The organism is Polaromonas sp. P1_G4 (assembly GCF_056405475.1).
Map to the genome: position 1 here is coordinate 1 of NZ_JBFUCA010000059.1, position 13,118 is coordinate 13,118.

A 13,118-nucleotide genomic window follows, 5' to 3' on the forward strand; every position below is an offset into this window, starting at 1 on the left:
GCTCCTGTGCAGTGACCGGGTCATGGCAGCTGATGCAGGCACCGCCCCAATGGGCAATCCACAGGCGGCCGGCGGCGTCGGTGGTCATGCCGTCGGGTACGCCGTCGCCGGCCGCAAAAGCCAGCCACAGGCGCTTGCCTGACAAGGTTCCCGCCGCGCTGTCGAAGTCATACGCATGGATGCGGCCATTGACTGTATCGTTGAAATACAGGGTGCGACCGTCGGCGGACCAGGTGGGGCCGTTGGTCACCGCAAAACCTTCTTCATGGCGCGTGCAGCGGCCATCAGGGTCATAGCGATACAGCGCGCCGGTGGGGGCCACGCAGTCAAAGTCCATCGTCCCCGCCCAAAAGCGGCCTTGCGCATCGCACTTGCCATCGTTGAAGCGATTGCCCGGCAACGTAGCCTCGGGTTGGTGCAGGTAGTGTGGTTCGCCGCCCAAAGCGGGGTCAAACAGCGCGAAGCCGCGCCGCAGGGTCACGATCAGACCGGGCGCATGCGCCCGCTCGGCCAGCGCGGAAATTTCCTCGTCAAAGGCCCAGCTGCTGCGCGCGCCGGTGGCGGGGTGAAAGCGGTGCAGGCGGCAGCCAAGAATGTCCACCCAATACAGGGATTGCTCCCGCGGCGACCACAAGGTACCCTCACCCAGCAGGGCGCCCGCCGGATGGACGCAATGCACCTTGCCGGGGACCGGCATGGCCGGCCGCTGCTGATGCATGCCCGCGGGGGTGTCTGGAATCAATGTCACTAATGTCTCCGTATTGCGGGGCTGTGCGGTGGCCTCTTGACGCGGTGGATGATATCAATGCATAGTGATGTTGGAAACTTATTCTTTTTATATTAATTGATACACAACTTGCAATGTCAAACATTTCCAGCTCTGCCCCCATGCGTGCCGCTCCCGCAAGCGAGACCCTCTCCGTCTTTCCCAGCCTGAACAAGCGGTCGGTATTTGTCACCGGCGGAGGCAGCGGCATAGGCGCCGCCATCGTGACAGCCTTTGCGCAGCAGGGCGCGCGCGTTGCCTTCATCGATGTCGCGAAGGAGGCCAGTGAAGCGCTTGCGCAGGAGCTGGCAGATGCGGGGCACGCCCGCCCATGGTGGCGCGCCTGCGATGTGCGGGACGTGGCCGCGCTGCAGTCGGCAATCACCGACGCAGCAAGCGCGCTGGGCGACTTTTCGGTGCTGGTCAACAATGTTGCCAGCGATGACCGCCACAGCCTGGAGTCTGTAACGCCCGCCTACTACGACGACCGCATCGCGATCAATGAACGGCCCGCCTTCTTTGCAATCCAGTCGGTGGTGCCGGGCATGCAGCGCCTCGGCGCCGGCTCCATCATCAACCTGGGCTCCACCGGCTGGCAAGGCAAGGGCGCAGGCTACCCTTGTTATGCCATCGCCAAATCTTCGGTGAACGGCCTGACGCGCGGCCTCGCGAAAACGCTGGGCCGGGACCGCATCCGCATCAACACCGTGTCGCCGGGCTGGGTCATGACCGAGCGGCAGATCAAGCTCTGGCTGGATGCCGAAGGCGAGAAGGAACTCCAGCGCAACCAATGCCTGCCCGACAAGCTGCTGCCCCACGACATCGCGCGCATGGTGCTGTTCCTGGCATCCGATGACGCCGCCATGTGCACAGCGCAGGAGTTCACGGTGGATGCCGGCTGGGTTTAACAATCCCCCCGGGGCGCCTTCGGCGCCCCGTACCGCCGCCAGACGCGACGGCTCTTCGGAGCCGTCCAAGCCTGCGCGGGCAGGCTTGGAGCCGCGGCTCTCAGCCCCTCAGGGGGCGACACTGGCGGCCCGGCAAAGCCGGTTCCGCGGTGTCCTTGGCCTGAGTCGCGAAGACTTTTAGTCCATCTCCAGCCTGCGGCCATAGAGTGTCAGGCTCGCTGTCTTCAGCGCTTTCATCATGACCTTGGCGGCTGGCGATGGCAGCCGGTCGGTGCGGGTGATGATGCCGAAGGCGTCCATGTGGCAGGGCATGTCCAGCGGCAGTACCGAGACGATACCGTGCGCGGCGTAATACCGCGCCACATCGGCCGCGACCACGGCCACCATGTCGCTTTGCTGCAGCATGCGCGTGATGAAAAGCAGGGCTGAAGACTCCACCACGTTGATGGGTGGAGCAAGCCCATCCTCGCGGAACATCAGCTCGAACCGGTGCCGCAGGACGCTGCCCGCGGGCGGCACAATCCAGGCGGCGGCCACCACGTCGCGCAGGGTGAGGCCAGACACACCCAGCAGTGGATGTCCCGGCCTCGCCATGGCGCACACCGGCTCCTCGACCAGGGGCTCATAGCGCAAATTGGTCTTGTCGTGTTCGGCAAAGAGGCGTGCCACGAGGATGTCGAGCTTGCCCTGCTCCAGCCGCTCCAGCAGCACCGGGCTGGTTTCGATATCCAGCGAAATGCGCAGGCTCGGGTGCTCCTGTTTGACCACGGCCACCGCAGACGGCAACAAGGCCAGGCCCGGCGACGTGATGGCGCCGATGCCGACCTGGCCGAAGTGGCCGGTTTTGAGTGCGGTCAGCTCGTCATGTGCCTGGTTCAGGCTGGCCAGTGCCATGCGCGCATGCCGGATCATGGTTTCGCCATACCAGGTTGGCCGCATGCCCCGGGGCAAGCGCTCAAAAAGCTGTACCTCCAGAACATCTTCCAGATCCTTGAGCAACTTGGACGCCGCCGGCTGGGTCATGCTGAGAACCTGCGCTGCGCGATGAATATTGCCTTCTTCGGCCAGTGCAACCAGTAACAGCAATTGCCTTGTCTTGAGCCGTGCGCGTATGAACCAGTGGTTGTAGGTGCTCATCGGGTTTTCCAGAATGCGTAGAACGATATCTATTTTGTCAAAAAAACAATTGGATTGATATCAAAATTAATTCTAGACTGCAGCGCTATGAAGACGAGGCTCTCACTCTCATGAAATTTGGCGAACTGCAACAAAACGCCCGGCACTATATCAATGGGCGCTGGGAAACCGGCACCACCACGGGCACCAGCACCAACCCCTCGGATACCCGGGAGGTGGTCAGCGAGTACGCACGTGCCGACCGCAACCAGACCGAACTTGCGATCCGGGCCGCAGCCGAGGCATTGCCGCACTGGAGTCACAGCACGCCGCAACGCCGGGCTGATGTACTTGACCAGATCGGCAGCGAGATCCTGGCGCGAAAAGATGAGCTGGGCATGCTGCTGTCACGGGAAGAAGGAAAAACCTTGCCCGAAGGCGTGGGCGAAGCGGCACGGGCCGGCCAGATATTCAAGTTTTTCGCAGGCGAAGCATTGCGTGTTCAGGGGGAGACCATGGCATCGGTCCGGCCCGGCATTCAGGTCGACGTGACGCGTGAACCTGTCGGCGTGGTGGGAATCATCGCACCATGGAATTTCCCGCTGGCGATTCCGGCCTGGAAAATCGCGCCGGCACTGGCCTATGGGAACACGGTGATTTTCAAACCGGCCGAGCTGGTGCCCACCTGCGGTTGGGCTCTGGCCGAAATCATCAGCCGCTGCGGGCTGCCTGCGGGCGTCTTCAACCTTGTCATGGGAAGCGGCCGGGAAGTCGGGCAAACGCTGGTCGACCATCCCCTGGTCAATGCGCTGAGTTTCACGGGCTCGGTGACAACCGGCGAACGCATCCTTCAGTCGGCTTCCGCGCGCCGCGCCAAGGTGCAGCTTGAAATGGGTGGCAAAAATCCGCTGGTGATACTGGCTGATGCCGATCTTGACCAGGCCGTCGAATGCGCCGTGCAAGGCTCGTACTTTTCGACCGGCCAGCGCTGCACCGCGTCAAGCAGGCTCATCGTGGAAGCGCCCGTACACGATGCATTCGTTGCGCGCCTGCGCCACCGCATTGCCGGGCTCAAGGTGGGCCACGCGCTGGAGCGGGGTATCGAAATGGGCCCGGTGGTTGATCGCAGCCAGCTCGAACAGAACCAGTCGTATCTGGACATAGGGCGCAACGAAGGTGCCGAGCATGTCTGGGGCGGCGAATTGCTGGAGCGCCCGACACCGGGGCATTACATGAATCCGGCGCTCTTCCTGGCCCGGCCGGAACACCGCATTGCGCGCGAAGAGATTTTTGGGCCGATAGCATGTGTGTTGCAGGCCGATGACTTTGAACACGCGCTGGCCCTGGCCAACGACACACCCTTCGGCCTCTGTGCAGGCATCTGCACGACTTCCCTCAAGCACGCCATGCATTTCAAGCGTCATGCAGAAGTCGGCATGACCATGGTGAACCTGCCTACTGCGGGTGTCGACTTCCACGTTCCGTTCGGCGGGCGCAAGGGGTCGAGTTACGGCTCACGCGAACAAGGCCGCTACGCTGCCGAGTTCTACACCACCGTCAAGACCGGTTACGTGCTAGCCTGAGCCATTGAAGATCACCAGAGAGCTTTCAGTTCCATTTCAACCAAGGAGACAAAATGAAGATCCATCGCCGCACCCTCACTGTCGCACTCGCCTGCGCCCCCCTTGCCGGCCTGTTGCCGGTTTCAGCATGGGCACAAAAGCCCATCGTGCTGGGCTTTAGCCAGGTCGGCGCGGAGAGCGAATGGCGCACCGCCAATACCGAATCCATCAAATCGGCCGCCAAGGACGCCGGCATCGAACTCAAATTCTCCGATGCCCAGCAGAAGCAGGAAAACCAGATCAAGGCGATCCGCTCCTTCATTGCCCAAAAGGTTGACGTGATCGCGTTCTCGCCCGTGGTCGAGTCGGGCTGGGAAACCGTTTTGCGTGAAGCCAAGGCCGCCAAAATTCCGGTGGTGCTGACTGACCGCTCCGTGAACGTCAAAGACACCTCGCTGTATGTTTCCTTCATGGGCTCGGACTTTGTGGAGGAAGGCCGCAAGGCAGGCCGCTGGCTTGTCGAAAAAATGAAGGGCACAAGCGGCCAGGTCAACATCGTTGAGTTGCAGGGAACCGTGGGTTCCGCGCCGGCGATTGACCGCAAAAAAGGATTTGAAGAAATCATCAAGGCCGACCCGAAGTTCAAGATCATTCGCTCGCAGACGGGTGATTTCACCCGGGCCAAGGGCAAGGAGGTGATGGAAGCCTTCCTCAAGGCCGAAGGCAAGAAGATCAATGTGCTTTTCGCGCACAACGACGACATGGCTATCGGTGCGATCCAGGCGATTGAAGAGGCTGGCATGAAGCCGGCAAAGGACATCACCATCATCTCGATCGATGCCGTCAAGGGCGCTTTCGAAGCCATGATGGCCGGCAAGCTCAATGTCTCCGTGGAGTGCAGCCCCTTGCTGGGCCCGCAGCTGATGGCGGCAGTCAAGGACATCAAGGCCGGCAAGTCCGTTCAGAAACGTATCGTTACCGAAGAGGGTATTTTTCCGATGGAAGTAGCCGCCAAGGAATTCCCCAAGCGTAAATACTGATCAGCATCCGGGCCGGCGCCCCGATACTGGGGCGCTCTTTCAAACCTCCAGAAGGAAACTATTTCATGAAACGTACATTTCTCCAGACCCTGCTCGCCGGCCTCGTGCTGGGAACCCTCGGTATTGCACCGTCAGTCCAGGCGCAAGACAAAGGCAGCATCGGCATTTCGATGCCCACCAAATCCTCTGCCCGCTGGATCGCCGACGGCGACAACATGGTCAAGGTGCTCAAGGAGCGCGGCTACAAAACCGACCTGCAATATGCTGATGACGACATCCCGAACCAGCTTGCCCAGATCGAGAACATGATCACCAAGGGCGCGAAGGTGCTGGTGATCGCCTCCATCGACGGCACCACACTGTCCAAGGCGTTGCAGAACGCGGCCGACAAGGGTGTCAAGGTCATCGCCTATGACCGTCTGATCAAGGGTTCGAAGAACGTGGATTACTACGCCACCTTCGACAACTTCCAGGTTGGCGTGCTGCAGGCCACTTCCATCGTCGACAAGCTGGGCCTGAAGCAGGGCAAGGGCCCTTTCAACATTGAACTCTTCGGCGGTTCCCCGGACGACAACAATGCATTTTTCTTCTACGACGGCGCCATGAGCGTGCTCAAGCCCTACATCGACAGCGGCAAGCTGGTGGTGCGCAGCAAGCAGATGGGCATGAACAAGGTCGGCACGCTGCGCTGGGACGGTGCGGTCGCCCAGGCACGCATGGACAACCTGCTCTCGGCCTACTACGGCAAGGAAAAGGTCCACGCGGTCCTGTCGCCATATGACGGCCTGTCCATCGGCATTTTGTCCTCGCTCAAAGGCGTCGGCTACTGCACGGCGCAGCAGCCTTGCCCGGTGGTCAGTGGGCAGGACGCCGAAATTCCTTCGGTGAAGTCCATCCTGAAAGGCGAGCAGTACTCGACGGTCTTCAAGGACACGCGCGAGCTGGCCAAGGTAACGGCCAACATGGTGGACGCCACCCTCTCGGGCAAGCAGCCCGAGATCAATGACACCAAGACCTACAACAACGGCGTGAAAGTGGTGCCCTCTTACCTGCTCAAGCCGGTGGCTGTGGATGCCTCTAACTGGAACCAGGTTCTGATTGGCAGCGGTTACTACAAAGAGTCACAAATCAAGTAACCCCGGCTGAAGGGTGAAAGCACGACGGTCCCGTGCCGGGGAGGCGCGGGACTGTTTACGCCCATGGGTGTCAATCACCTGCGGAGCGATTTTTGTACCAAAGGACAGGCATTGGAAACGATTCTCGAGATGCGCGACATCCGCAAAACCTTCCCAGGGGTGGTCGCGCTGAACAAGGTCAACCTGCGCGTGCGCGCGGGTGAGATTCATGCCATCGTCGGTGAAAACGGCGCCGGAAAATCGACCTTGATGAAAGTGCTCTCGGGGGTCTATCCGCACGGCTCCTACAGTGGGGACATCGTCTACGAAGGCCAGGAGCGCCAGTTCCTCGGCATCCACGACAGCGAGCAGCTGGGCGTCATCATCATCCACCAGGAGCTGGCGCTGGTGCCGCTGCTATCCATTGCCGAGAACATTTTCCTTGGCAACGAGACCGCACAGCGCGGCGTGATCGACTGGATGGCTGCGCATAGCAAGACACAGGCCCTGCTGAAAAAAGTGGGCCTCAAGGAATCACCCGCCACGCTGATCACGGACATCGGCGTGGGCAAGCAGCAACTGGTGGAAATTGCCAAGGCCCTGTCGAGGCAGGTCAAGTTGCTGATCCTCGATGAGCCGACGGCGAGCCTCAACGAAAACGACAGCCAGGCCTTGCTGGACCTGTTGCTGGAACTCAAGGGGCAGGGCATCACCTGCATCCTTATTTCACACAAGCTCAACGAAATTTCACGCGTGGCGGACGCGATCACCATCCTGCGCGACGGCAGCACCGTCGAAACACTGGACTGCCGTGCCGAAGCCATCAGCGAGGATCGCGTCATTCGCGGCATGGTGGGCCGTGAGATGGCTGACCGATATCCGCCGCGCCAGCCGCAAATTGGCGAGACCGTGTTTGAAGTGCGCGACTGGAACGTCTACCACCCGCTGCACACGGACAGGAAATTCATCAAAGGTGTCAGCCTGCAGGTGCGGCGCGGTGAAATCGTCGGCATTGCCGGACTGATGGGGGCGGGGCGCACAGAGCTTGCCATGAGCATCTTCGGCCGTTCGTGGGGGCGCCGCATCAGCGGCCAGGTTCTTCTGAACGGCCAGCCTGTTGATGTCGGCACGGTAGAGAAAGCCGTTCGCCATGGTCTGGCCTATGTGACCGAAGACCGCAAGGGCAACGGGCTGATATTGAACGAAGACATCCAGTTCAATGTGTCGCTGGCCAACCTCAAGGGCGTTTCAAGTGCCTCCGTCATCGACAGCGGCCGCGAATACCAGGTCGCGCAGAGCTACCGGGAAAAGCTCCGCATCCGGTGCTCAAGCGTTGGCCAGAGAGTCCTCAACCTCTCGGGCGGGAACCAGCAGAAAGTGGTGCTCGGGAAATGGCTGTTCACCAGCCCCGAAGTCCTCATCCTCGACGAGCCCACGCGCGGCATCGACGTGGGCGCCAAGTACGAGATTTACACCCTGATGGCCCAGCTCGCGGCAGAAGGGAAATGCATCATCATGATTTCCTCGGAAATGCCCGAATTGCTGGGCATGACGGACCGCATCTACGTCATGAACGAAGGCCGCTTCATCGCCGAGATGCCGACGGCCGAAGCCTCCCAGGAAAAGATCATGCGCGCGATCATGAAAGCAAGCTGAAATGAACAACGAGTCCTCCAACGCCACAGCGATTGCGGCAAAAACCGCCGCTGCCAGCGGCAAATCGCCGCTCGACTACCTGAAGCACAACTTCCGCGAGTACGGCATGCTGATCACGCTGGTGGCCATCATGGGCTTCTTCCAGTACATGACCGAGGGCACGCTCATGCAGCCCCTCAACCTCACCAATCTGGTCCTGCAGAACAGCTACATCGTCATCATGGCGCTGGGCATGCTGATGGTGATCGTGGCCGGGCATATCGACCTGTCGGTCGGTTCGGTGTGCGGCTTCATCGGCGCGCTGGCGGCCGTGCTGATGGTGGAGTACGGCTGGCATTTCGTGCCGGCCTCGCTGGTGTGCCTGCTCTGCGGCGCGCTGATAGGCGGGGTTCAGGGCTGGTTTGTCGCGTTCTTCCGCATCCCTTCTTTTATCGTCACGCTGGCCGGCATGCTGGTGTTCAAGGGGCTGGCGTTGGCGCTGCTGCAAGGCCAGTCGGTCGGCCCCTTCCCCGATTCATTCCAGATGCTCAGCTCGGGTTTCATGCCCGACCTGCTGAGCAGCGAAGGCCTGCGCATGACTTCGCTGCTGCTGGGCGTGGCGCTGGCCGCCGTGCTCGCCGTGGCCGGCATACGCGCGCGGGCCAAGCAGCTCAAGCACGGCATCCAGGCCGAGCCCGCCGCCATTTTCTTCGTCAAAACGGCGATGTTCTCGGCGCTCCTGATCTATTTCAGCTACCTGCTGGCTTCCTACAGGGGTCTGCCGAATGTGCTGATCGTGATGGCCGCGCTGATTTTCCTGTTCCACTTCATAACGGGTCGCACCACCATCGGGCGGCGCGTCTATGCGCTGGGCGGCAACGAAAAGGCCGCCAAGCTGTCGGGCATCAAGACCGAGCGCCTGGCCTTCTATACCTTCGTGAACATGGGCGTGCTGGCGGCGCTGGCGGGCCTGGTGTTCGCCGCGCGCCTGAATACCGCGACGCCCAAGGCCGGCCTGGGCTTTGAGCTCGACGTCATCGCCGCCTGTTTCATCGGCGGGGCCTCGGCCTCGGGCGGTGTCGGCAAGGTCATGGGCGCGGTGATCGGTGCGTTTGTGATGGGCGTGATGAACAACGGCATGTCCATCCTGGGCATCGGCATCGACTACCAGCAGGTCATCAAGGGCGTGGTGTTGCTGGCCGCCGTGTTTGTCGACGTCTACAACAAGAACAAGGCATGAGCCGCCCGGCCGTTTCGAAGACAAATACCGCAGCACACAGCACGGAACTTGTTCTATGACCCTGGCCACTACCGCCACTGACATCGTCCCCGTACTGGAACTCGCGGGCATCCACAAACAGTTTGCGGGCATTGACGCATTACGCGACGTGCGTTTGCGCCTGTATCCCGGTGAAATCCATGCCTTGATGGGGCAAAACGGTGCGGGCAAGTCCACCCTGATCAAGGTTTTGACCGGGGTGCTTGAAGCCAGCGGCGGCCAGATGCAGCTGGCCGGCAAACCGGTGTGGCCGGGCTCTCCCCTGGCCGCACAGCGTCTGGGCATCAGCACGGTCTACCAGGAAGTCAATCTTTGCCCCAACCTCTCCGTGGCGGAAAACATCTTCGCGGGCCGCTATCCGCGGCGCGGCATTTCGCAGGGATACCGCATCGACTGGGCCGCGCTGAATCGCCGCGCCCGCGAGCTGGTCGCGCGTGTCGGCCTGGATATTGACGTCACGCGCCTGTTGTCCAGCTACCCGGTCGCGGTGCAGCAGCTGGTTGCCATCGCGCGCGCCATCAGCATCGAATCGAAAGTCCTTATCCTTGACGAGCCGACTTCCAGTCTGGATGATGACGAAGTCCAAAAACTCTTTGGGGTGTTGCGCCGCTTGCGCGACGAGGGGCTCGCCATCGTTTTTGTGACCCATTTCCTGAACCAGGTCTACGCGGTGTCAGACCGCATCACCGTGCTGCGCAACGGCACCTGGGTAGGCGAGTGGCGGGCCAGCGAGCTGGGACCGCAGGCATTGATAGCGGCCATGCTCGGCCGGGAGCTGGCCGCCCAATCTGCCGTTACCGCGATACCTCAGGCGTTTGACGATGCCGTGCCGGCACTTCTGCAAGCCGAAGGCCTCGGCCAGGCCGGTCAACTGCAAGCTGTGGATCTGCGCGTGCGTGCCGGCGAGGTGGTGGGCCTGGCCGGCTTGCTGGGGGCGGGGCGCACGGAGCTGGCGCGGTTGTTGTTCGGCCTGGAGGCACCCGACCGCGGTGTGCTCAGGATCGACGGCCAGACGGTCACTTTTTCCAGCCCGGCGGATGCGATCCGCCACGRCCTGGCGCTGTGCCCGGAAGAGCGCAAGACCGACGGCATCGTGGCCGAGCTGTCGGTCCGTGAAAACATTGCGCTGGCGCTGCAAGCCCGCATGGGCATGCGCCGGTTTTTGTCGCGGGCCGAGCAAACCGCGCTGGCCGAACGCTTTGTCCAGGCGATGGGTATCAAGACCGCAAGTGTGGACACGCCCATCGGCCTGCTGTCAGGCGGTAACCAGCAAAAAGCCATGATCGCGCGCTGGCTCGCGACCGAACCGCGCCTGCTGATCCTGGATGAACCCACGCGCGGTATCGACGTGGCCGCCAAGCAGGAAATCATGGAGCAGATCCTGCGCCTGGCAGAAGCCGGTATGGCCGTGATTTTCATCTCTTCCGAAATGAGCGAAGTGGTTCGCGTGGCGCATCGCATTGTGGTGCTGCGTGACCGCCGCAAGGTGGGTGAGTTGCCGGCAGGCAGCAGCGAAGACACCGTCTATGAACTGATTGCAGCTGAACATGCCTGAAGAGAAACACCACCCCTCGCCTCTGGCCACTGCCATGAGGCACCGCCTGGCCTGGCCGCTCATCACGCTGTTCCTGCTGCTGGCTGTGAACACAGCGTTTAACGCCAGTTTCCTGCACGTCGAGTGGCGTGACGGTCATTTGTACGGCAGCCTGATCGATATTCTCAACCGTGCCGCGCCGCTGGTGCTGGTGTCGCTCGGCATGACGTTGGTGATCGCCACCCGCGGCATCGACATTTCCGTGGGCGCCGTGGTGGCCATTGCTGCCGCGGTGGCCGCCTGGATGATTGGCGGGTCGGTGGCAGGGAGCGTGAGCCGTTTCCCGATGCCGCTGGCAATTCTGGCGGCATTGGCCGTCGCGCTGCTGTGCGGGCTGTGGAACGGGCTGCTGGTCGCCAGGGTGGGCATGCAACCGATCATCGCCACACTGATCCTCATGGTGGCAGGCCGGGGCATCGCGCAGCTGATCACCGGCGGGCAGATCATCACCATCTATTACGCGCCGTTCTTCTTCCTGGGCAGTGGCTACCTGCTGGGCTTGCCGTTCTCGCTTTTTATCGTGGCCGTAGTCTTTGCGCTGCTATATCTGGCGGTGACGCGCACGGCCCTCGGGCTGTTCATCCAGGCTGTGGGCATCAACCCGACTGCGGCACGCGTTGCCGGTGTGCAGGCCCGGCGTCTGATGGTTGCGGCCTATGCCTTCTGCGGCTTCTGCGCGGGCATCGCGGGCTTGTTGATCAGCTCCAACGTCAAAAGCGCCGACGGCAACAATGCGGGCCAGTTGCTTGAGCTGGATGCCATCCTGGCCGTGACGCTGGGCGGTACCGCCCTCACCGGTGGGCGTTTCAGCCTCGTGGGCAGTGTCATCGGTGCGCTGATCATCCAGACCCTGACTTACGCCATCTACTCGCTGGGTGTGCCGCCCGAGATCAATCTGGTGGTCAAAGCTGTGGTGGTATTTGTGGTCATGCTGCTGCAATCGGCTGAATTCCGGGCCGAGATCGGTATCTGGATGCGGCGGCCGGCCGCGCGGGGAATGCGGCCATGAGCACAATCGTCACCCAGCCTCCCGTAGAGGAGGCCGCCGCCAGCCAACGGGCACCTGCTGCGCCGGCTTCGGGTTTTAATCCCAAATACCTGCCGCTGGCGGCCACCATATCGCTCTTCATCGCCATGGCGACCATGGGTTCGGTGCTCTACAGCGGGTTCTTTTCGGCTCAGGTGTTCCTCAACCTGCTGATCGACAACGCCTTTCTGGTCATCATCGCCGTGGGCATGACGTTTGTCATCCTGTCGGGCGGTATCGACCTGTCCGTCGGCTCCGTGGTGGCGCTGACCACCATGGTGTCTGCCGCGCTGGTGGAGCACCATGGCTGGAGTCCAGCTGCGGTGATTCCGCTGGTGCTCCTTATGGGCACGGCGTTCGGCGCCTTCATGGGTTTTCTGATTGAGCGTTTTCGCCTGCAGCCTTTCATCGTGACGCTGGCCGGCATGTTTCTGGCGCGCGGCCTGTGCTACCTGATTAGTGTCGACTCCATCAGCATCACCAACGAGTTTTACTCGGAGGTCTCGCAGCTGCGCATCCCCTTGTGGGAAGACGCCTCCCTCTCAATCAGTGCCGTGATCGCCATTGCGGTGCTGCTGGCGGCGGTGTTCATTGCACACTGCACTCCCTTTGGCCGAGCGGTGTATGCCGTCGGCGGCAACGAGCAATCGGCACTGCTGATGGGCTTGCCGGTGCGCCGCACGCTGGTGGGGGTTTACACGCTATCGGGCTTTTGCTCGGCGCTGGCCGGTGTGGTCTTCACCTTCTACATGCTTTCGGGCTACGGCTTGCACGCCACCGGCATGGAGCTTGACGCCATTGCCGCCGTGGTGATCGGCGGCACCTTGCTCAGCGGCGGCGTGGGTTATGTGGCCGGCACCCTGTTCGGGGTGTTGATGCTCGGCATCATCCAGACCCTGATCTCTTTTGACGGCTCTTTGAGTTCCTGGTGGACGCGCATTGTCGTCGGCGTGTTGCTGTTTGTTTTTTGCCTCCTGCAACGGCTGCTGGCAAATCGCACACCCAAATCTTCCTGAAACCTTAATGGCCAGACCATCATGACAAGCACCAAACGAAAACTACGTTCCACCGAGTGG

Annotated in this window: 11 protein-coding genes; 9 read left to right on the forward strand and 2 right to left on the reverse strand. The window is 61.7% G+C overall.

Features of this window, described 5'->3' with window-relative positions:
• Positions 1-718 (reverse strand): SMP-30/gluconolactonase/LRE family protein (locus AC1D1X_RS04955; protein ID WP_477697919.1); only part of this gene is annotated, 718 nt, incomplete at its 3' end.
• Positions 719-888: 170 nt separating this feature from the next.
• On the opposite strand from AC1D1X_RS04955, the gene AC1D1X_RS04960 reads away from it, so the two are divergent.
• Positions 889-1,674, forward strand: a complete 786-nt coding sequence (locus AC1D1X_RS04960; RefSeq protein ID WP_477666913.1) for an SDR family NAD(P)-dependent oxidoreductase — start codon at positions 889-891, stop codon at positions 1,672-1,674.
• 177 nt (positions 1,675-1,851) lie between these two features.
• Here AC1D1X_RS04960 and AC1D1X_RS04965 read toward each other — a convergent pair whose 3' ends face one another.
• Positions 1,852-2,811: a LysR family transcriptional regulator gene (locus tag AC1D1X_RS04965; protein ID WP_477670682.1), complete on the reverse strand. Its 960-nt coding sequence runs from the start codon at positions 2,809-2,811 to the stop codon at positions 1,852-1,854.
• Between the two features lie 110 nt (positions 2,812-2,921).
• On the opposite strand from AC1D1X_RS04965, the gene AC1D1X_RS04970 reads away from it, so the two are divergent.
• The 8 genes from AC1D1X_RS04970 (at position 2,922) to yjfF (ending at position 13,058) form a co-directional block, all read left to right on the forward strand.
• Positions 2,922-4,373: an aldehyde dehydrogenase family protein gene (locus AC1D1X_RS04970; RefSeq protein ID WP_477670683.1), complete on the forward strand. Its 1,452-nt coding sequence runs from the start codon at positions 2,922-2,924 to the stop codon at positions 4,371-4,373.
• 53 nt (positions 4,374-4,426) lie between these two features.
• Positions 4,427-5,392 carry an ABC transporter substrate-binding protein gene (locus tag AC1D1X_RS04975; protein ID WP_477670684.1) on the forward strand — a complete coding sequence of 322 codons (966 nt, stop codon included), beginning with the start codon at positions 4,427-4,429 and terminating at the stop codon, positions 5,390-5,392.
• Between the two features lie 65 nt (positions 5,393-5,457).
• Positions 5,458-6,528 carry a multiple monosaccharide ABC transporter substrate-binding protein gene (gene chvE / locus AC1D1X_RS04980; RefSeq protein WP_457282346.1) on the forward strand — a complete coding sequence of 357 codons (1,071 nt, stop codon included), beginning with the start codon at positions 5,458-5,460 and terminating at the stop codon, positions 6,526-6,528.
• Between the two features lie 63 nt (positions 6,529-6,591).
• Positions 6,592-8,163, forward strand: coding sequence for a multiple monosaccharide ABC transporter ATP-binding protein (mmsA, locus tag AC1D1X_RS04985; protein ID WP_477670685.1), 1,572 nt, complete (start codon positions 6,592-6,594; stop codon positions 8,161-8,163).
• A gap of 1 nt (position 8,164) precedes the next feature.
• Entirely contained in the window at positions 8,165-9,382 is a 1,218-nt protein-coding gene (gene mmsB / locus AC1D1X_RS04990; protein ID WP_457282345.1) for a multiple monosaccharide ABC transporter permease, read from the forward strand.
• Between the two features lie 55 nt (positions 9,383-9,437).
• Entirely contained in the window at positions 9,438-10,976 is a 1,539-nt protein-coding gene (locus AC1D1X_RS04995; RefSeq protein WP_477697918.1) for a sugar ABC transporter ATP-binding protein, read from the forward strand.
• Positions 10,969-12,024, forward strand: coding sequence for an ABC transporter permease (locus tag AC1D1X_RS05000; RefSeq protein ID WP_477670687.1), 1,056 nt, complete (start codon positions 10,969-10,971; stop codon positions 12,022-12,024). Before AC1D1X_RS04995 ends, AC1D1X_RS05000 begins: the two co-directional genes overlap by 8 nt.
• On the forward strand, positions 12,021-13,058 hold the full coding sequence (gene yjfF, locus AC1D1X_RS05005; RefSeq protein WP_477670688.1) for a galactofuranose ABC transporter, permease protein YjfF: 1,038 nt from the start codon (positions 12,021-12,023) through the stop codon (positions 13,056-13,058). The genes AC1D1X_RS05000 and yjfF overlap by 4 nt, the downstream gene beginning before the upstream one ends.
• Positions 13,059-13,118: the final 60 nt, after the last annotated feature.